Origin of the sequence: Yersinia thracica (genome assembly GCF_902170565.1) — a bacterium.
Lineage (GTDB): Bacteria > Pseudomonadota > Gammaproteobacteria > Enterobacterales > Enterobacteriaceae > Yersinia > Yersinia thracica.
Window position 1 is genome coordinate 58,536 of sequence record NZ_CABHXX010000030.1, and the last position, 18,922, is coordinate 77,457.

Sequence of the window (18,922 nt, forward strand, 5' to 3'; positions counted from 1 at the left end):
ACGAAAAGGGCGCACCGAAAAGTGCACCCTAAAATCAAAACGTTATTCGCCGTCAGTGATACGGGTATAAACAATCTTCTGGGTATCATTTTCACAATGCCCAACCACTTGTCCACCCGCTTGTTGTACCTGATCGTTAGGGACGATATCCAATTTAAAACCAGATTCAGGCACGCCATTACTGATAATCTTTTGCGTGATATCCGCTTTGACGCTTTCACAGGATGCCAAAACAGCCAATGGGGCCAAAGATAATAACAATGTGCTGATAATAAACGTTTTTTTCATCATAAAAACCTTATGTGGATGAATAGCTTGCCTAACGTAAGGATAGCCCTGGTTCACATAACCTCAAGTTAATCTGAGCCAATACTGTCTATTATGGATTAATCTTACGACCGGACAAACGATCCAGACAGCGCTGGGTGTTAGGTTCCCAATAAGCATTGAGATTTTCGCTGTTTTCGCAATTATCTTTCGCATCTTCAGCACGGTCATCTTTATCGAAATTCTTTTCTACCCGGTTATTCACTTTATTACGCAGGCGATGGGTTTCATCCCATTGTTGTTGGCTTTGGCGTGCTTGTTCTTTTGACATGGGGTCATTGTTCCCGCCAACAGAAACACAGGTGCTACCTTGAGTACAAGTGGCCGATTGCGCCAACGCAGGGGTTTGCCACGTCAGCGGTAAAGCCAGCACAGCTAAAGGGAGGAGCGCGCGCATCAGGCGTGGCAGGCTACTTATTTTCATCGTCTTAAGTCCTTTATGAGTCGGTGATATTAATTCATCAGGCCATTATCAGCAGATAGAAAATTATACCATTGCTCGCAGCACATAGACTAGTCAGTGATAATCTTGTTGATAATACGTATACCCGTCATACTTCCAGCGGCATACGACTCGAATTAGAGTAACCTAATGTTAATTCCCACAACTGTTTTGACGTAACTCATTGTCAACAATAAAAGAGATCTAAATGTGATAAAAACCACATTGCTGTTTTTTGTGACCGCATTGGCTGAGATTATTGGCTGTTTCTTACCTTATTTGTGGTTACGAAAAGGCGGAACCATTTGGTTATTATTACCTGCGGCAGCCAGTTTGGCCTTGTTTGTTTGGTTATTAACCCTGCATCCTACTGCCAGTGGGCGAGTCTATGCCGCATACGGCGGCGTTTATGTCGCGATGGCATTAATTTGGCTACGTGTTGTTGATGGTGTGAAACTCTCCGTATTCGATTGGGTCGGAGCGGCAGTAGCGCTGGCGGGCATGTTAATTATTGTTGCTGGCTGGCGGGTAAATTAAGAGTTCGCAGATGAGCGCGACATCAGCATGAGAAAGAATAAAACGCCCGATGAATCTCATCAGGCGTTTTAGGGGGTGATAATTAACCTATTTTACTATTTTGATAACCAGCCCGGCCAGTAAAGATCCCTGTTATTCTTTTCACCGGATACACCATTAGACAGGTTAATTGCATAGTGATTAACTTGATTAATGCCGATTGTTGACGACCAAAAAAGACCAGTGCTCGATTGTTGGAGTGGCCAGCCATAAAAAGTCTCAATCTTATCAAGTGGGTAACTGTTCTGTAAGTCGAGCAATTGTTCTCTGCTCGCCAGTACACCGGACTGATTCGCAGCAAACCACTCACAACATGACCAAGTTTCATTATTCACCTCTCGGCTAACACCTGCCCATTCGGCAGCCAACGGTGGACGTTTAAACGCAACATTCCTGACGACTATCGTATCGCTCATATGTCCCCAGAAGTTAGCCTTGTCGGTGTCCGGGCTGGTCACTATGGTAAAAATCACCGACTGACTTGCTGTCGCGGATACCTCCCCGGCGTCACCAAGCAGGCTGAACGTCAGTGTGCTTTCCAGTCCTAATCCCACCGGGTCGGTCAGCATCAGCATGACAGTGCCATCCTCCCCAGTAGTACCACTATAGGTCTTTTCACCATTTAGCAATAACGTTGCGGGGTAGCTTACTCCCTGACGATTGGTCGCCGACAACTGTGTCAGTGCCAGATTGGCTCCGTTCAGCGGTTTTCCTTTCCCATCACTGGCAGTCAGCACCAATTGAATGCTCTGCTCACGTTTGGCATGTTGACGATCCAGCGAGAGTGTTAACTCTTTACAGTCGCGAGCGGCAGCACCTCTAGCTGCAATACCTCTGAGTGGCTAACTTCGCCATCTATATGGTCTACCATATAGCTAACTTTTACCGAATGCCCCGCACTGGCACGCATTACCGCCGCACTTATCTCGAAACTCAGTGGGCTGTTGACCGTATTTTTCGTCACCGGTTGTTCATCCTCATATGTTCCGGCTGCGCCAAATCCATTCCAGTAACAGAACACACTGTCTCCCCGTGCCATGCCCGGATACGGCAGAATAGTGATCACGCACCCATTCGGGTAATCACTGAGATTCAACTTTCCGTCCAGAGCGGCCGGGGAAATCATTGGGCGCGGTAAGCGGAACTGCGCCTCTGGCAACCGGAATACCTGACGTGGCGAGACGTGGACATTGCCATTTCTCACCACCCGGTACATCAGGATAATTGACCCCAGATCTTTATTATTGACCTCGTGTTCCAGCATTGATTTATTCAGCGAGAAATTGAGCGGACTGTATGGTGGATAGCTTTCAAGGTAACGCACCTCTTCCAGCAGCACTGGGAACGAACCCATATTGCCAAGCCTTTGAGCGGCATTGATCAAACAGGTGAAAATGACCTTGTCACCATGGCCCATCATCGGATAGGGGGGCAGCGTCACTTCAAGGGCAGGGGACAACACCAGATCCGGGTCAAGCATATCCCCCACAGCACTTTCCACTGTCAGCGCCGGTAGACCGAGACCCACGCCGGCCCCTGTCACCGTCAGCCCTAAACTACGCGAGTTAGGCATAGAGCCATCGGCCTTTTCGACGGAATAAGAGAGCAACAGACTGCCGAGAGGCAGCATATGTAGCCAGCTATTGGCAATGGTAAACTGCAAGGGGAATTGGATATCTGCGGTGTTAACCGTCAGGCCCTGACCCTGCCCAGGTAACCAGGTGGACTCTTCACCACAGTCGGTCGACGCGGGCACCATTCCGGAGCAGCGAAGATTGACGATATCGCCGATAGCCATATCAGGATAACTCGGTAAAAAGATGGCCAGATCCTGCAATCCCAAAGTGGACAGGTCAAGATTGCCATTTACATCATCCCGAACCCAGGGTATGGGGAGCAGTTCCCCGGGTGACAGAGTGCGCACGTCTACCCGCACCGCCGGCGACCAGCGGGACCAGTTATTGACCTGATCACAGATTTCATAGCGCACCACCAGTCCGGTACAGTCTCCCTGACCAAACAAGGTGGCGGCCGGGATCACCACCTTCAGAGGGAGACCAACGTCCTCTTCGGCAATATGGCGTACCACACGGGTATTGCCATAGGTGAGATAAACAGTGTCGCCATCGTGCATATTGAGGTAGCTGGCGATAGTGACCGCCAGCCCGCTACCCGGAATATCACTGGCCTTGATGATAGCCGGTAGCCCGGCGATGGGTGGCAAGGCTTCATTCACATAGGGATTATCTTTCAGAACGGGCGGGCCACCGGGCACGCTGGTTTTGACTCTCACGGTCAGCGGGAAAGAGCTGGCAGCACCCAATGTATAGTAAAAATTGGCCGCTCCTGAGCGGAGACCGTCTGCGGAGACGGGCAGCAGCAAACTGCCGGTCTCCAGGTCAATAGCGGATAGTACCCGACGACTAACTTCGCGATAACCAATATCACCCGCCCCCTGCAGGAACAAAATAACCACATCATTGATATGCATATCGGCGTGGCCGGGGGTGAGTAGCACCGGAATTTGCCCGCCAGCAGGATAGAATCCCAAACCGCCGCTGCGGGTGGCATCAGGAATTTGGGGCGCCGTTAAGGTAGGGTCTGAAGCAAATTGAACGAATGACATTGCAGTGTACTCCTGTTATGGGGTTGTGGATCAGACAACCAGGTACTGTCGGTCACGGGGAACGACAGCCATTCTCCAAACAGAGCATAGAAAACTGCATCAAGGCTGTATAATGATATAAAGTGTTCAATCGATAACTGCAATCTCTGCGAAAAGATGAAGATTCGTGATGAATGAGTATCAGAGTTTATGCCTATATATTCAGGACGGGGCAGTAAACACCCCCGCCTGAATATCAGCTACCTTTAACCTTCGCGGTGAATACTTAATCCAGCAAAAGATTGGCTCACCGGCATCATTTCCAGTGTGTTGATATTCACGCGAGCAGGTAATGTGGCCACCCAATATACTGCTTCAGCGACATCTTCAGGTGTCAACGGGTTAGCGCCATCATAGGTTTTATTGACTTTATCCCCGTCGCCTTTAAAACGAACGGCCGAGAATTCAGTGCCACCGACCATGCCTGGCTCAATATCCGTTACACGGATATGGGTACCATGCAAATCGGCGCGCAGCCCCAGACTAAACTGCTTAACAAAAGCTTTGGTCGCACCATAAACATTGCCGCCGGCATAAGGCCAGCTAGCCGCGGTAGAGCCGATATTAATAATATGACCCACATCGCGCGCCACCATGGCAGGAAGCAAAGCTCGGGTCATATTCACCAAACCTTTGGTATTGGTGTCAATCATCGTGTCCCAATCTTCAACATTGGCTTTGTGAGCAGGCTCCAGCCCCAACGCCAAACCGGCATTATTGACCAGCACATCAATGTTTTTCAGCTCCGCAGGGAGTTCATCAATAACATGTTGAATAGCCGCGCGATTACGGACATCTAACCGCACAATATGCAGCGGTTCACCTAATTCGGCCTTTAATTCTTCCAACCGTTCCTGACGCCGCCCCGTTGCAATAACCTGATGACCGTGACTGATAAACTTGCGAGTGATAGCCTCACCAAACCCAGAGGTCGCGCCTGTGACGAAAACGATCATGTGCATTCCTTATTTTTCAGTGCCAATAATATAATTGATATGATTAACATACTCTTAAGTACAGCAGGATGCCATTGCCGTATCGCGTGGCTATCTAAATAACTTATGATTTAAATCGATATAAATAAAAAATCTCAACCACTGAAATCACGTTTCAAATCCGGAAAATCGCTGACATATTTTGAGCATACTAGATTCTACAGGGTTTAAAAAGAGCCGAGGTGTGTGACACTGTCACGATAATAAAGCTCATACAAGAATCTCGTTTAATCAGACTGGATTGGTCGCCCTGGGAAACGGAAAGATTGTTTGTCATTGCATTGTCATGTGAGGCTAATATATTAGAAAGCTGCCAACCCTACACCCTTAATTTTGAGCCAGAACCATGAAAATAAAATCGGTTTCACTGTTAATCAGTTCGTTATTTCCTCTGTTGTCTTATGCCGCCACTGAGGTCGAAGTCGCACGCTATATTGTCAGTTTTCCCGGCGGTGAGCATGTAAGTTATCAGGGCGCGTTCGCTAAGAACTTCCCGCAGGGATTACCGGTAGGCATCGGCTCGGGTCTGGTATTCAATGGTCGTGAAGGCGATGACCTGCTGTTGACCACAGTGACCGACCGTGGCCCCAATGCCGATGCGCCTGCGGTCGGTGAACAGGAAGCCAAAATTTTCGCCAACCCTGATTTCGTCCCGCTGTTGATGGATATTCGTGTCGGTGGTGGTAAGGCGGTTGCCAGCAATTCACGCCCACTGCATGACCAGCAAGGGCCTATTAGCGGGTTGCCACTACCGGCAGGTCTAATTGGTTCAACCAATGAAGTCGCGTTGAGTGATACGCTGAAAATCTTGCAGGGCGATCGGCGTGGACTGGATACCGAAGGTATTACGGCGGATGGCAAAGGCGGCTATTGGCTGTGTGACGAATATGGTCCGTTCCTGATCCATATCGACAGCCAAGGCAAGATCCTTGCCAAATACGGTCCGTCACCGGAGCAGGGCGAGCAGGCGGTGGCTGGCGGATTGCCGAATATTATCAAGTGGCGTCAACCTAATCGTGGTTTTGAAGGTATTACTCGCTTGCCGGACGGGCGCATTCTGGCTGCCGTGCAGAGCACGCTCGATGTTGAGGGCAAAAGCAAGAGCAAGGCACAGTTCACACGCCTGATCAGTTTTGATCCCACCACTGGCAAAACGGCAATGTACGGTTATCCGATCGATATCGACAACTATAAAAAGGCCAAAGACGCCAAAGTGGGAGACATTGTGGCTGTAGACAACCAGCATATTTTGTTGGTTGAGCAGGGCAGTGATAAGGACAAACAGATGATCAACAAGATCTACCTGGTTGATCTCAGCCTGGCGACCGACCTGTCGGCTTTCGATGGCAAAGGCAAAGCATTGGAATTTGATGATGCGAAAGAACTCGCCAAACGCGGCGTGAAGTTGGCGCAGAAACGGGAAGTGGTAGATCTGCGCAAGTTAGGTTGGCAACAGGAGAAGGTCGAAGGGTTGTCGCTGATCGACAATCGCACATTGGCGGTAATTAACGATAACGATTTTGGCCTGCAGGCCAGTTTGGTAGACGCGGAGCCAAAGGCGAAGAAAATTGGCGATTATAAGTTGAATAAACAGGGTAATCTGAGCCTGGACGGCAAAGCTGTGTCGACCCGTATTGAACTGCGCCCGCTGGAGAAACCGGAATCGCTCAGTGAACTGTGGGTCTTGACGCTGCCGCAACCGCTGAAGTAAGCAATAGAGAAAGCTGAGCGACCTGAACATTCATGACTACAAAACCCCAGATTCTGCCCATTCTTACCACGGTGCGCATAATGTATATTATGTTAAATTGAATATCTATGAGTGAACCGGCTTATGCGCTAAGGGTTTCTTCTACTAACCCGCTCGTCACCCGTTAAGTAGCGTCATGCTCCGGTGCTCCATACTTTAGCGACAAATAGCAAAACGACAAATTAAAGCCCCTCCCTCATTCTTGTCCGATAGCGCTACGTGAAATCTGTAGAACTGGCAGCATGATTGCCCGTCAGAAGTGGATTAAAAAAAGCCCGCGATGTGCGGGCATGATTTTTATAATTGCGGTGCGGGTGTTGCCCTGATGCGTTCTATTTCTCTAATACTTTGCCGGTCTTTGTTGGCTTCATCCAGTAAACCTAATAACGGCTCAATCCACAAAACGGCCTGCGCATAAGTTAAGCGGCTGGCGGCCCTGCGCAGATGTTGAGTTGCGGCCTACGTCGTCAGAAATTGCCGGATAACCACATGTGGCCTTATGGCGCCTTCTATTTCACCGTCAAGAATGCGCTGACTAAGCAAAAATTGAGTTTAATATAATAATTAGCATTATATTAAATATAATATTCTTCTTGCAAAGAATACTTAGGCAGATAAATTAATTTATAAAAGGATTAATAAATGAAACTTTCTTGATGTTGTGAGTTTGCTGGAGTAGGATTTAAATAGTTAGAATCAATCGTCGAATTAATTTTTACTTTTAGTAAAGCAAAAGTTGAGAGGCTGAGTTAGTCATGGATGAAAAAAATAAGCCACTGAATGCCAAAAAATTAATTGTAGAGTCCCTGAATTCACTGCCGCTGATTTCTATTATGGAATACAGTAATGAACCTTGGGTTATAAGAGATTGCGAATCCCGTTATGTGTATGTAAATCAAGCGGGTCTGGACTTTTTAAGTTTACCCGCTGACTTTGATATTGAGGGAAGATTAGATAACGAATGTCCTGCAGATTGGGCAGAATTTGCTGAACAATATCAAGCAAATGATAGAAAAGCGGAAAAAAGTGGAAAACGAGTCGCCATTATTTCAACCAATTTTTATGGACGAAACAAAATATTAGAACCTTATTATTTACCCAGGTTTCCGATTTACAATAAAGTTGGTGAATGTATAGGGACATTAACAAATGCCAGTAAATTAAATTTTATTTCTCTTTCCCAATATGTCGACCGCCGCACCCCCTCAGTATTAACCCTGACTCCGCCCACAGATCTGTTCAACGAGAAAGAACTTGAGATAATTTTTTTCATATTACAGCCGATGACTTCTAAAATGGTTGCCAAAAGACTGTCTTTATCGCATAGGACAATAGAAAACAAATTAAGACTGATATACGAAAAGTCCGGTGTTAGATCCATAAATATGTTTAGAGAATATTGTGGTCACTTAGGTTTAGATTTATATATCCCGCCTAAGTTTGTAAAACCTAGCGTTCAGAGCTAACCCCATATTCAAATAAATAATATCAAGTAAAAAGAGCAGAACTTACAAGTTCCCCCGCGGGGATCGCCACAGTGGAAGTACCCTATGATGCAGAATTCACGTAGCCGTGTTGGGAAATCGTCTCTCTCAGCCCTTTAGATTCACTTTGATTTTGCCATCGACGCGTTGAATGTGATTTATCGCACATGCCCGCTTAACTATCTTATTATCAGGACAGGATCACTCCTCATTCATCTGGAACAATGCGAAGCCGTTGTTTAGTATGTAGCTATCCTGTCTACGCTATCAGCAAATTCTATATTTATGAAAAAACTCATTAAACGGCTGGAGATCATTAAAAGCGGTATTGAGCTTGAAGATGACGACATTATTCGGCATCAACTCCCTTATCTTAAAAGTGAGACTCAGGATGCTGTGCTTGTTTTTATCGTCATAGCGATCGAACAGGGAAAATTCACCCATGCTCTGGAGGCTATTTCAGCATGGTTGGGCAGTAAGCAAGGTGTCACGCAGTGGCAAGATATCGAATTGTCAGCTTGCAAGCTTGAGCTGAAAGCACTGGAAGAACAGCTAAGCGATTTAATTGATAAACGTAATGAACGCATTCAGTTGCTAGATGATTTTAATGACCTTTACCTGGTGCGCCTTGGCCCATTGATGAAGCAAATTCTCAATTTGCGCAAACAGTTGGCGGAAAGTACCTTGCGTAAAGCCGAGGCGGAAGCCCGTCGCAGAGAGCGCGATTATCGCAACTGCCAACAGTATATTTCTCAAGCTATAGATGAGCTTGCTGCGCTAAAACAGCGCTGGCTGTCACTCTCCACCCTCTCGAATGAAACTATTGAGATTCGCAATCGGATTCAGCAACAAGCCGAGTTGATTACCGCATTGCTGGCGGAGCTCAAAGAATTGGAAGACAGTTTTTGCACCCGCAATACTGAGTCAACGCGCAAAGCCCGTGAAGAAGCCAAAGAAAAATACGAAAGTTATCAGGAAAAACAAACCGATGCCGAACAGCGGCTCCATAACGATAAGAAACTCTCTTCTGAACAACGTCAGGAACTCAAGCGATTGTGGCGGCAAGCTAGCCGGCTGTGCCATCCAGATTTAGTGGCGGATGAGTTTAAAGAAAAAGCCCATCAGCTGATGGTTCAGCTTAATCAAGCTCGCCAAAAAGGGGATTTCCCGACAATTCATGCTTTGCTGGAGAGTTTAAAGCAAGGGCTTGAGCCACTGATGGCCAGCGACCTTATTGATGACCTTGAACGGCTTCGCAGAAAAATTAATGATGTCAGGAAACAAATTGATGTGATATTGCACGAGCTGAACACACTTGAGGAAGAAGATTCATGGCGACTGGCCACTTCTTTACCCGATAAAGATAAGTGGTTCAGAGAGCAAGAGAATGTATTATCCACGACACTTAATCTTCTTGAAAGACAGGTTAAAGAAGCATCAAAAGTGCGGTATGAAGCAGGATATTGAAGAGTAAAAGCCCGCGCTATGAACTGCACGGGCTTTTCAGGAGTAATTGAGTCAGTTATTAGTTCAGTAATTCTGTTTGCTCCCACCATCGTGATAGCCTGACCCCGATGAAGTTTATCCAGGAAATCAGGGACGTTATTGAGCAACGGTTCACTGTTGCCGGCGCAAAATAGGATAAAGGGTGCTTGGCGTGTGTAAAGCGTCTGCAGGCGGAGACGGGAATCTATCGAGCGCTTACGGCTCTACCAGGAATGCAAAAAGGACAAATTAAAGTTGAAACAGAACAACTTAGATACCGCCATAGGATACATTAAATCAAACATTGGTTTTAGTCTGGCGGTTCAGATAGAAGCATTGATACATGGTCACGAATCAGGGATTAATCAGGATCTGAGCACATCGGCTAACTGGGGCTGCATTTCTTTACATTTAAGTCAGCAGGGTCCCCTGCAGTACCATGCCCTGATGGCTTTACTCACCTGTCAATTCGTATTTAACTCTGGGTTATGGCCAAGTATGTCGGGGACAGCTTCGGTGTTAACACCAAAAAATCGTTTGCCCTCTAATTGGAAGGATTTGAGTCTCCGTTTTTGGAAAAACAAAGCAGAAGCGCAAATTCGCGACGGGCTAAGAATGTTCATTTCGACGACTAACAATCAAGATAATTTGGCAAATGCTGCTCAGCGTTGGAGACCATCATTCCCTGATACTGATGATTATTTGGCTGCGACCAGGCAAGATTTTGCGGGAAAACGCCTTACGCCAACATGCTATGATGCTGTAATGCTATGGCTATTTAAGAGTGGTTTGGTGTCGTTGCCTTGGCTTCTGAAATACCGTAATGCAAATACCGAATCTGCATTAACTGCTGCTTTCGGTCGAGGTACTGTTATTTGGAATGGTGCCTTTAGTCCCACGAACAGACTTCCAATGATACCTCGCGGGCACATCGTCCATATTTTTGAACATCAGCTTTCGTGGAATGGTCACTGGATGGTTAGCTTAGGTAATGGTCTGGCTGCTGGTGTTAACAACAATAATGAAGATCCTCCAGTGCCGAGAGACTATTGCACTCAATTGAATTTGAACAAACAACTTCTCGATTTTGGTGGCGGGACAGCGGTTGTCATTGATCCATTTCTCATACCGGGTCGCCTATAACCGGAGCGGAGGGCATAGCGCCCCTATGGGCGAAATTTCACTATAGGGAGCTGGGGTGACAGAAATATTATCCCTGTTATTCTTTATGGATGATGCATAATCACTGTGAATATTATTTTCGCCTTCATTCGCAAAAAGGTCATCCATGATGAAAGATAACGAATATCAGCCACCGAAAGTCTGGACAGAAAACAACGCCAGCGGCGGTGTTTGGTCGAAGATCAACCGCCCGACGGCGGGCACCAGACATGAAGCTACCCTGCCGGTGGGTAAACACCCCTTGCAGCTGTATTCCATGGGGACGCCGAATGGTCAGAAGGTCACCATTCTGCTGGAGGAGTTGCTGGCTTTGGGCGAAAAAGACGCGGAATATGATGCTCATCTGATTCGTATCGGTGAGGGTGATCAGTTCTCGAGTGGTTTTGTTGCCGTCAATCCAAATTCAAAGATCCCAGCCTTGATGGACCATTCAACCACCCCGCCGGTCAGGGTATTTGAATCTGGCGCCATTTTGCTTTATTTAGCGGATAAATTCGGTCATTTCCTGCCAAAATCCCCTGCGGCAAGAACCGAAGCGCTCAATTGGCTATTCTGGTTACAGGGCGCAGCCCCCTATTTAGGCGGCGGGTTTGGTCATTTTTATCACTATGCACCGGTAAAAATCGAATACGCCATCGACCGTTTCACCATGGAAGCCAAACGTCAGCTTGATTTGCTCAATACCCAGCTCGCGACTCATGAATATATCGCCGGTGATGAGTATTCTATTGCGGATATTGCTATCTGGCCATGGTACGGCAACCTGGTATTGGGCTTGCAATATGAAGCGGGTGAATTCCTGGACGTGAAATCATACACTAACCTAATACGTTGGACTGAAGCTATTGCCAAGCGCCCTGCAGTACAGCGCGGCCGTATCGTCAATAAAACTTGGGGTGCACCAGAAGAACAGTTAGCTGAACGTCATGATGCATCCGATTTTGACCACTTATCACTGATTTAGGATGCTAACCCCCCACCGCCTGCGTAGGGGGTTTTTCCGGCAATTTTCATCACTTCAGCGCCCAAGGTCACAAAGGGCGCGCGTCTGCTGGCATAGATTATTCCGCCCGCTTTGGCCCGCACCGCTTTGACTGTATCCGTTATTGGGTCAATGATTTCAGCGACCACTTCATCCTTAGCAACCCATTCACCCGGCTGACGCAATAGCAACAGCAAGCCACTGGCAGGGGCATTAACTATCTCTCCCGCAGAGAACGGTAACATCACTACTTCACGTGGTGGGATCGCGGGTCGTTCGCCGACAATCGCACCACGATGCTGTAAATATTGATACAGGCGTTCGGCATCAGCACTGGCTAATGGGTGACTGACATCCTGCTGCCCGCGCAATTCAACGGTCACCGCCATACAAGCTGGAACCAGGTCAGGATAATAGGCCGTTAAGCGGTGCCACGGCAAGCCGCAAGCCTCATCAAAAGAACCGCCGCCGCTGTCTTGTGACAGTAGCACGGTGTCGATATGCAAAAAACGCGCGAGAATATCCGCTGATTCTCGCCAGGCCGGGTCAGCGTACAGATGCAAAATAGCATTGTCGTCGCAGTGCAAATCCAGCACCAGATCGGCATCACAGGCCAACATTAGCAAGTGTTGGCGCAAGGCATCGACTTCACTCCGCGCCGGTAAATCTTGCAATGCCGCCACCATGGCACGGCGAATGGGTTGCCGCAGATTCTCTTTTTCGCTTAATACGGCCGCGCCCAATTGCTGATGGACTAACTGGGCCAGATTGGGAAAATCACGATTAAAATTGCGGCCACTGACCAAATCAAAGCGGCCTATTCCACTGTTTAGTAGCACTTGCGCCATACCAACAGGGTTAGCGATTGGCACAATAATTATTTCACTCTGAATTTCTCCGCGCCGTTCCGCCTGGCTCAGTAATCTTTTAAGATAATGTAATACCAGCATTCCGGGCAGTTCATCGGCATGTAGGCCAGCCTGTATGTAGATTTTCTCGCCCACACCCGGCTGGCCGAAATGAAAACTGGTTAATTGACGCTGCCCACTCAGGGCATGTTCAGGTAACTTATGGTTATTGATTTTCATTGGACGTCCTATCTGTGGAAAAGAAACCCCGGCTTGACCGAATTGACAAAAAAATCCTTGAAATCCTCAGCCAGGATGGCCGTATCTCTTATCAGAAGCTATCCGAGCAGGTCAATTTGACCGCCCGCCCCTGTCTGGAGCGGGTTCGGCTGCTGGAGCGTGCCGGTATTATCCGTGGCTACAGCGCGATTATTGAGCTGCCGGAACCTGAGCATACCTTTGTTATCCAAGCACAAATTGCCTTGGCCGACCACGGACACTCACAGGCGGCTTTCGAGCAAGAAGTGCGTAAAACGCCCGAAGTGCTGGATTGCTGGTTGGTCGGCGGGAGTTTTGATTTTTTGGTGCGCATTGGCTGCCGCAATATGGAGCATTACCGACTATTGGCCGACACCTGGCTCACCAGCAAAAAATTCCGCGTCGATAAAATTGTCACCATCACTGAGTTACAAGCTATCAAACGCGCTTAACGCTGTTAAAAATGCTAAAGCTGTTAAAAATACTTAAAGCTGGGTTGCCCGCCGGATTCAATCATGGCGGGCAAAGGCTAGCCAGCGCCGTTCTGCGCGCGAAAACAAGAAAATCAAGATAAAGGTACAGAGTAAATAAAGCGCAGCCGCTATCAAAAACGGAATAAAGGGTGAATAAGTGGCGGCATAGAAAGCCCGTGCCACGCCAGTGATATCGAGCAAGGTGACGGTGCTGGCCAGAGAAGTGGCATGCAGCAAGAACACCATTTCGTTATTCAACGCCGGAATACCACGGCGTAATGTCGCCGGTAACACCAAACGGCGAATGATTTGCCACTGACTCATACCAAACGCTTCACCCGCCACCCACTCCTGACGCGGGAAAGTCACCATCATGCCAGCCAATAACTCCGCGACATAAGCACTGGTATTGAGCACCAAGGCCAGTGTGGCGCAGAAAGTGGCATCCCGAAATAGCAACCAAAAAGGTTGGTCGTCCTGCCAGCCCAACTGCACAATATCAAACTGCGACAAACCATAGTAAATAAGCATGAGTTGCAGGTAGAGCGGCGTGCTACGAAAGAAATAAGTCATACTGCGGATAAGCCAGGCCAGCGGGCGTGGGCCGAATGCTTGCCCGACCGCCATCACTAGCGCCAGCAATAAACCGGGGAACACCGAGAGTAAAAACAGTTTGGCCGTCATCGCCAGACCGGTAGTTTCAGAGCCGTCGCTGTAGAGAAATGTCGGCATGGCTTCCAGTAGGGTTGGCAGATTCATCAGCGCGCCCTCGCCGCCGTTGAAGTCGATAGCGCATAACGCCGCGCCAACAGACTAAAGCCCCAACTGGACAACGCGGTAATGACCATATAAATCATCGCCACCAGGAAGTAAAACAGGAAAGGTTTTTGTGTCGCGCGCCCTGCCTGCTCGGCCAGCCACACCATATCTTCCAATCCCAGAATGGATATCAAGGCCGAGGCTTTCATCAGACCGAGCCAGTTATTATTGATGCCGGGAATGGCAAAACTGAGCATTTGCGGCAGCATAATGCGCCGGAATACCTGACTGGGGCGCATGCCGTAAGCCATTGCGGCTTCCAACTGACCACGATCGACGGTTTGAAAAGCACCACGGAAAGTTTCCGTGTAATAGGCGCCAAAGACAATGCCGATGGCCAGTACGCCGGAAATAAAAGTATTGAAGCGCACCGGCCCCAATCCCAACAAGCCGAGAAAACCATTCACCAGCATTTCGCCACCAAAGAATAGCAGCAGCATAATTACCAGTTCAGGAATACCACGCACTAAGGTGGTGTAACCGGTTGAGACCCAACGTAACCAGCGCGGGCCAAAAAGCTTGATAACCGCATTGATAAGGCCAAGTGTGAGCGCGACAGCCAGTGATAGCAGCATCACGCACAGTGATAACCCCGCCCCTTGTGCCAGTAACGGCAAATAGTCTGTGACCATTATCGACCTCCCGAGGCTAACCAACAGCAACCGGGCGTGGGTACCATTGCCCGGTGCTCGCAAAAATCACGGCAAAAAATTACTCGCCGTAAATATCGAAACTAAAATACTTTTTCTGAATGGCATCATAGGTGCCATCAGCACGAATCGCCTTTATGGCCCCATTAAGCGCATCGCGCAAGGCCGGATTATCTTTACCGACGGCGATACCGACATCGGAGGAGATAGTTGCGTCTTGAATGACTGGCCCAGCAAAAGCAAATTTCTGCCCGCGCGGGGTGTCGATAAAGCTACTGGCGGCTTGAATATTATCTTGTAACGAGGCGTTGATGCGCCCTGACAGCAGATCGAGATAGACATTGTCCTGATTGGCGTAAGAGACAATTTTGACCCCTTGCCCGCCCCAATGTTTTTTCGCGTAAGTTTCATGGATAGACCCGGTCTGAACCCCGACGGTTTTTCCTTTCAGGCTGGCAACATCCGGTGATAATGGGCTGCCTTTGCGCGCGACTAATTGCGCGGCACTGCGGTAATAGCGGTCAGTGAAATCGACTTCTTTTTTGCGCTCATCGGTAATACTTAGCGACGCAATAATGGCATCAAACTTACGCGCATTCAGGGCCGCAATCATGCTTTCAAAGGGTTGCTTGACGAAAACACACTTGGCATGCAGGTTGTCACACAAAGCATTCGCGATATCAATATCAAAACCGGTGATCTCGCCGCTAGGGGCCAGAACATCAAAAGGTGGGTATCCGCCATCCACACCAAAACTGATCGTTTCTATTGTTTGAGCCGCCACGGGCGCGGAAAGTATCAAGCCAGTCAATAATGCAGCTAATGTTTTTTTCATCATTAAAGTCCCAGTGTTGGCAAAGATTAGAAACGAAGTGAGAGGCAGGTTAAGCCGCCATCCATTTTTTTAAATTCACTGGTATCAAGTTGAATAATGGGCATCCCCAGTTTTTCAATTTGCGCCAAGGTATCAGGATAACCTCGCGGCGTAATCAGCGTATCATTGATCCATAAGGTATTACCGGCGTAAGACTCCGCTTCGGGAATTACAATAGTAGTAAAGTCGGCAAAGGCAGGATGATGTTGGTAATCTTCGGTTAGCAGCAAGGTATTGCGGCCCACATAGTTAACAATAGATTTTAGGTGCAGCCCGGCACTCACTTCAATGGCGGTCACGCGATAGCCATAGCGCTCCACCGCCGCAGTAAATTCGCTAATGCCCGCTTCATCAGTGCGCGATGTCAGCCCGATGAAAAACTGTTTATCCACCAATAACACATCACCGCCATCAAGGTGCCCGTGGTGACTCATGCGAAAAACCGGGCGGTCGGTAAACAGTGGCTCTATGGTGTCCACTTCGCCTTGCCGACTGGGCGCGCCGGGGTGAGTTATCACCGCCAGTTCCTGCATAACCACCGCGGTATCTTCGACAAAGTGGGCATCCGGGAAGGCCGGTGCCGCCGGTAAGATGGTCACTTTCAGACCCAGTCGCAGCAAAGTATCTACATAAGCCAGAAATTGTTGACCGGTGACGGCAACATCCGGCGCGCCCAATTGGGAGGTGGTCTGGCCGTGACCACAAGTATCAGCAGGGAGTCTGGCAATAGCTTGAGTAAAGTGCATAAGCGATTCTCTCGATTAGGTGCAAAACAATGATCTGATTATTAAACAGATACCGTCACCAATCGGGTTGAATAAGCTTGGTGCAACTCACCATTTGCGCTGTATATCGCTGACAAGGCGACTTATTCCGCTGTCACTCAGTATGGAATTCGAGTCTCCATAGGCTGTCATTATGGACGGTAGTGATATAATGAATGTTATAATGCCAGGCGGCTTATATTTATCTAACTAAGGGCGTCAAATGAAAAAATTAACTCTCGTGATGCTCACTTTATTACTGGTGGCCTGCGCCAATACCGGCCATGTAGGGGTGAGTGGCGGTTCGAGCGGCATATCCAGTATCAGTATTGGTACGGGAGTTCGCCGGTAGGCTGGTTTCCCAGCCCCCTGTTGTTGTGAATCTATTTATTTTTTAGGTTAGGAATATCATCTGAAAAACGTGCTGAAATAGCATCGCGTTCGTAACCCTGCCGCTGAGTCAAAATAGAATACAAATCGGGCCGACGGCCATAGATCCAGCGTCGTCCGGTGCTGAGTGGGATTAAAGACAGGTCCAACTCGGCACTGACCATGGTGTCAGCCGCTTGCCATGTTTCATTGATAATGCGGCCATAAGGGTCCAAGATCATGGCATTGCCGGTACGAACTTCATCATCATCCGCCCCAATCCCATTACTGAACAGAATAAACAGGCCATTATCATGCGCGCGGGCTGGTAACCAGCGCATCAGCCATTCCCTGCCATTGCTCCCGCGAATGGCTGCCGTCATTTCCTCTTTTCTTTCAGCACGTTGCTGCCACAGTTCGAGGGGAATTGGCTTCATACCATAAGGGCTGCGTGAATGCGTTCCGCCGGTTTGATGAGGCGCTAATAATATATCGGCCCCGAGCAAAGTGGTTGCGCGAACATTCTCCACCAGATTGTTATCCCAGCAGATAAGAATGCCCACTTTTACCCCCCACGGCGTATCAAAGACCGTGTAAGAATCACCGCTACTGATAGCTTGGTGCTCAAAAGCATGCAATTTACGATGAGTATGCCAAGATCCATCCGGCATGCATGCGACATACGCATTATAGAGACGCCCGTCATTTGCCTGTTCAATCAGGCCGACGCCAATCAACATTTGATGTTTCACCGCTAATGCCCGCACTAAGGCAATGGATGGGCTGCTTTCGATTGGCTCAGCTAAGGCCTTAACCTGTGCTGCGGTCAATTTAGGCACATGCCAATACCCCGTAATGCACATCTCTGGAAAAGCCAATATTTTGATATTTTTCAGAGCCGCCTGCTCAATAAATTTTTCAATGATCCACAAGTTATATTGCTTGTTATTGGCCTGATGTTGGAATTGTACCGTTGCAGCTGTTATCAATACAGATTCGGTCACTTTATCCTCCTCGGATATCCATTGCTGATTTTTATCATTGCTATTACAGCAGCAGTATTGATAACTTTATAATGAATGATTTTCCTTTTTTGATTACCAATAGGAATGAAAAAGTGAATATAAAGTTGCTAAAAGCCTTTGTTATGCTCGCGCAAAAAGGCAACTACGGGGAGGCTGCGCAAGCCCTTTGCGTGACACAACCAGCACTAACCAAGCAGATTAACCTATTGGAATCTATGTTGAATATCCCCTTATTTACCCGTGGACGACATGGCGCAGCACTCACCCCCAGTGGGCAACAGTTGCTCGCGGAGGCAGAGAAAACGGTCAGTCAATCTGAGTTTTTTCTGCAACATGCCGCCCGAGTGGCTCAGGGTATTGAGGGGTTTATTGCGATAGGATTTGGCTTATCGACGTTCTATACCGCGCCGCACTATATCGCGAAATTCAGACAGCAATTCCCCGCGATTTCCGTCACATTGGAAGATATTCCCTCAGCGGAACAATATGCATTATTAACTCGCGGTGAACTGCAAATAGGCTTTGTTCGCGTACCGCCAAAAGCGCCATTAGATTTTCACCCTTTATTTGAAGACCGCTTGGTGCTGGTCGTGCCGCAAGATAAAACACGCGGTCTCGATGAGTGGTTAAAATACCTGCCATTACTGCGTTTATATACTGAACGTGGCCGTGGGTTAAATGCACAAATTGATCTATTTTTGCAATCAAATCAATTGTATGCGTCCGCCATGCAAGAAGTTGAGGATATTCAGACCATATTGGCGCTGGTGATTGCTGGTATCGGCGTTGCGCTATTACCACAGAGTGTGGTGCATATCGCGCCGCCAACCATGAATATCATTCCACTCAGTGGAAATCATCTCAGTTGGCAAGTGGGTATCGCCTGGAATAATACAATGGCAGATTTAGTGCGCGATAATTTTATTAAGATGGTGGCAAGTGAATAGCGAGCAG

At 48.1% G+C, this 18,922-nt stretch carries 20 protein-coding genes; 9 read left to right on the top strand and 11 right to left on the bottom strand.

All coding sequences use genetic code 11. The annotated features are described in order from the left end of the window. Window positions 1–42: 42 nt before the first annotated feature. Both FTA91_RS03775 and FTA91_RS03780 read right to left on the bottom strand, forming a co-directional pair. A complete protein-coding gene (locus FTA91_RS03775; RefSeq protein WP_050114585.1) occupies window positions 43–288 on the bottom strand; it encodes a DUF1161 domain-containing protein in 246 nt (81 codons plus the stop codon). A gap of 91 nt (window positions 289–379) precedes the next feature. Next, a complete protein-coding gene (locus tag FTA91_RS03780) occupies window positions 380–751 on the bottom strand; it encodes a DUF1283 family protein (RefSeq protein WP_050114588.1) in 372 nt (123 codons plus the stop codon). A 228-nt stretch (window positions 752–979) separates the two neighbouring features. On the opposite strand from FTA91_RS03780, the gene FTA91_RS03785 reads away from it, so the two are divergent. Next, entirely contained in the window at window positions 980–1,306 is a 327-nt protein-coding gene (locus tag FTA91_RS03785) for a YnfA family protein (protein ID WP_050114590.1), read from the top strand. Between the two features lie 95 nt (window positions 1,307–1,401). Here the strand turns inward: FTA91_RS03785 and FTA91_RS03790 are convergent, their stop codons facing one another. From FTA91_RS03790 to ydfG, 3 genes are all read right to left on the bottom strand, one after another. Beyond that, window positions 1,402–2,082, bottom strand: coding sequence for an adhesion domain-containing protein (locus FTA91_RS03790; protein ID WP_174634417.1), 681 nt, complete (start codon window positions 2,080–2,082; stop codon window positions 1,402–1,404). A gap of 50 nt (window positions 2,083–2,132) precedes the next feature. Further along, on the bottom strand, window positions 2,133–3,971 hold the full coding sequence (locus FTA91_RS03795; protein WP_145535965.1) for a hypothetical protein: 1,839 nt from the start codon (window positions 3,969–3,971) through the stop codon (window positions 2,133–2,135). 245 nt (window positions 3,972–4,216) lie between these two features. Further along, the gene (gene ydfG / locus FTA91_RS03800; RefSeq protein WP_050114599.1) at window positions 4,217–4,966 is read right to left on the bottom strand and encodes a bifunctional NADP-dependent 3-hydroxy acid dehydrogenase/3-hydroxypropionate dehydrogenase YdfG; all 750 of its coding nucleotides are present in this window, start codon (window positions 4,964–4,966) and stop codon (window positions 4,217–4,219) included. Window positions 4,967–5,351: 385 nt separating this feature from the next. Here ydfG and FTA91_RS03805 point away from each other — a divergent pair, with 385 nt between their 5' ends. From FTA91_RS03805 to yghU, 5 genes are all read left to right on the top strand, one after another. Then, window positions 5,352–6,716, top strand: a complete 1,365-nt coding sequence (locus tag FTA91_RS03805; protein WP_145582965.1) for an esterase-like activity of phytase family protein — start codon at window positions 5,352–5,354, stop codon at window positions 6,714–6,716. Window positions 6,717–7,510: 794 nt separating this feature from the next. Next, window positions 7,511–8,221 carry a helix-turn-helix transcriptional regulator gene (locus tag FTA91_RS03810; protein ID WP_050114606.1) on the top strand — a complete coding sequence of 237 codons (711 nt, stop codon included), beginning with the start codon at window positions 7,511–7,513 and terminating at the stop codon, window positions 8,219–8,221. A gap of 303 nt (window positions 8,222–8,524) precedes the next feature. After that, window positions 8,525–9,706 carry a DnaJ family molecular chaperone gene (locus FTA91_RS03815; RefSeq protein ID WP_050114607.1) on the top strand — a complete coding sequence of 394 codons (1,182 nt, stop codon included), beginning with the start codon at window positions 8,525–8,527 and terminating at the stop codon, window positions 9,704–9,706. Between the two features lie 273 nt (window positions 9,707–9,979). Continuing rightward, window positions 9,980–10,867, top strand: a complete 888-nt coding sequence (locus FTA91_RS03820) for a hypothetical protein (protein ID WP_050114609.1) — start codon at window positions 9,980–9,982, stop codon at window positions 10,865–10,867. A gap of 148 nt (window positions 10,868–11,015) precedes the next feature. Further along, on the top strand, window positions 11,016–11,870 hold the full coding sequence (gene yghU, locus FTA91_RS03825; protein ID WP_050114612.1) for a glutathione-dependent disulfide-bond oxidoreductase: 855 nt from the start codon (window positions 11,016–11,018) through the stop codon (window positions 11,868–11,870). Here yghU and FTA91_RS03830 read toward each other — a convergent pair. Beyond that, complete coding sequence (locus tag FTA91_RS03830; RefSeq protein WP_145535968.1) at window positions 11,867–12,976, bottom strand: succinylglutamate desuccinylase/aspartoacylase family protein; 1,110 nt, start codon at window positions 12,974–12,976, stop codon at window positions 11,867–11,869. The two genes, yghU and FTA91_RS03830, sit on opposite strands and share 4 nt — an antisense overlap. A 14-nt stretch (window positions 12,977–12,990) precedes the next feature. Here FTA91_RS03830 and FTA91_RS03835 point away from each other — a divergent pair, with 14 nt between their 5' ends. Further along, the gene (locus tag FTA91_RS03835; RefSeq protein WP_050114617.1) at window positions 12,991–13,446 is read left to right on the top strand and encodes an Lrp/AsnC family transcriptional regulator; all 456 of its coding nucleotides are present in this window, start codon (window positions 12,991–12,993) and stop codon (window positions 13,444–13,446) included. 57 nt (window positions 13,447–13,503) lie between these two features. Here the strand turns inward: FTA91_RS03835 and FTA91_RS03840 are convergent, their stop codons facing one another. The 4 genes from FTA91_RS03840 to FTA91_RS03855 form a co-directional block, all read right to left on the bottom strand. Continuing rightward, window positions 13,504–14,226, bottom strand: a complete 723-nt coding sequence (locus FTA91_RS03840) for an ABC transporter permease (RefSeq protein WP_050114619.1) — start codon at window positions 14,224–14,226, stop codon at window positions 13,504–13,506. After that, entirely contained in the window at window positions 14,226–14,918 is a 693-nt protein-coding gene (locus tag FTA91_RS03845; protein WP_145582967.1) for an ABC transporter permease, read from the bottom strand. Before FTA91_RS03845 ends, FTA91_RS03840 begins: the two co-directional genes overlap by 1 nt. A gap of 79 nt (window positions 14,919–14,997) precedes the next feature. Further along, window positions 14,998–15,771, bottom strand: a complete 774-nt coding sequence (locus FTA91_RS03850; RefSeq protein WP_050114695.1) for an ABC transporter substrate-binding protein — start codon at window positions 15,769–15,771, stop codon at window positions 14,998–15,000. A gap of 26 nt (window positions 15,772–15,797) precedes the next feature. After that, window positions 15,798–16,556: a dimethylarginine dimethylaminohydrolase family protein gene (locus FTA91_RS03855; protein ID WP_145582969.1), complete on the bottom strand. Its 759-nt coding sequence runs from the start codon at window positions 16,554–16,556 to the stop codon at window positions 15,798–15,800. 241 nt (window positions 16,557–16,797) lie between these two features. Here FTA91_RS03855 and FTA91_RS20395 point away from each other — a divergent pair, with 241 nt between their 5' ends. Continuing rightward, the gene (locus FTA91_RS20395; RefSeq protein WP_259275165.1) at window positions 16,798–16,926 is read left to right on the top strand and encodes a hypothetical protein; all 129 of its coding nucleotides are present in this window, start codon (window positions 16,798–16,800) and stop codon (window positions 16,924–16,926) included. 31 nt (window positions 16,927–16,957) lie between these two features. Here FTA91_RS20395 and FTA91_RS03860 read toward each other — a convergent pair whose 3' ends face one another. Continuing rightward, on the bottom strand, window positions 16,958–17,947 hold the full coding sequence (locus FTA91_RS03860; protein WP_050114623.1) for a nitrilase family protein: 990 nt from the start codon (window positions 17,945–17,947) through the stop codon (window positions 16,958–16,960). 113 nt (window positions 17,948–18,060) lie between these two features. On the opposite strand from FTA91_RS03860, the gene FTA91_RS03865 reads away from it, so the two are divergent. Next, on the top strand, window positions 18,061–18,915 hold the full coding sequence (locus FTA91_RS03865) for a LysR family transcriptional regulator (RefSeq protein ID WP_145582971.1): 855 nt from the start codon (window positions 18,061–18,063) through the stop codon (window positions 18,913–18,915). The last annotated feature ends 7 nt before the right edge of the window (window positions 18,916–18,922 follow it).

Coding starts and splice junctions, on each gene's coding strand:
- FTA91_RS03855 (WP_145582969.1), bottom strand. CDS start 16,556: ATGCACTTTACTCAAGCTATTGCCAGACTCCCTGCTGATACTTGTGGT.
- FTA91_RS03810 (WP_050114606.1), top strand. CDS start 7,511: ATGGATGAAAAAAATAAGCCACTGAATGCCAAAAAATTAATTGTAGAG.
- FTA91_RS03780 (WP_050114588.1), bottom strand. CDS start 751: ATGAAAATAAGTAGCCTGCCACGCCTGATGCGCGCGCTCCTCCCTTTA.
- FTA91_RS03830 (WP_145535968.1), bottom strand. CDS start 12,976: ATGAAAATCAATAACCATAAGTTACCTGAACATGCCCTGAGTGGGCAG.
- FTA91_RS03795 (WP_145535965.1), bottom strand. CDS start 3,971: ATGTCATTCGTTCAATTTGCTTCAGACCCTACCTTAACGGCGCCCCAA.
- FTA91_RS20395 (WP_259275165.1), top strand. CDS start 16,798: ATGAAAAAATTAACTCTCGTGATGCTCACTTTATTACTGGTGGCCTGC.
- FTA91_RS03815 (WP_050114607.1), top strand. CDS start 8,525: ATGAAAAAACTCATTAAACGGCTGGAGATCATTAAAAGCGGTATTGAG.
- FTA91_RS03805 (WP_145582965.1), top strand. CDS start 5,352: ATGAAAATAAAATCGGTTTCACTGTTAATCAGTTCGTTATTTCCTCTG.
- yghU (WP_050114612.1), top strand. CDS start 11,016: ATGAAAGATAACGAATATCAGCCACCGAAAGTCTGGACAGAAAACAAC.
- FTA91_RS03845 (WP_145582967.1), bottom strand. CDS start 14,918: ATGGTCACAGACTATTTGCCGTTACTGGCACAAGGGGCGGGGTTATCA.
- ydfG (WP_050114599.1), bottom strand. CDS start 4,966: ATGATCGTTTTCGTCACAGGCGCGACCTCTGGGTTTGGTGAGGCTATC.
- FTA91_RS03850 (WP_050114695.1), bottom strand. CDS start 15,771: ATGAAAAAAACATTAGCTGCATTATTGACTGGCTTGATACTTTCCGCG.
- FTA91_RS03840 (WP_050114619.1), bottom strand. CDS start 14,226: ATGAATCTGCCAACCCTACTGGAAGCCATGCCGACATTTCTCTACAGC.
- FTA91_RS03775 (WP_050114585.1), bottom strand. CDS start 288: ATGAAAAAAACGTTTATTATCAGCACATTGTTATTATCTTTGGCCCCA.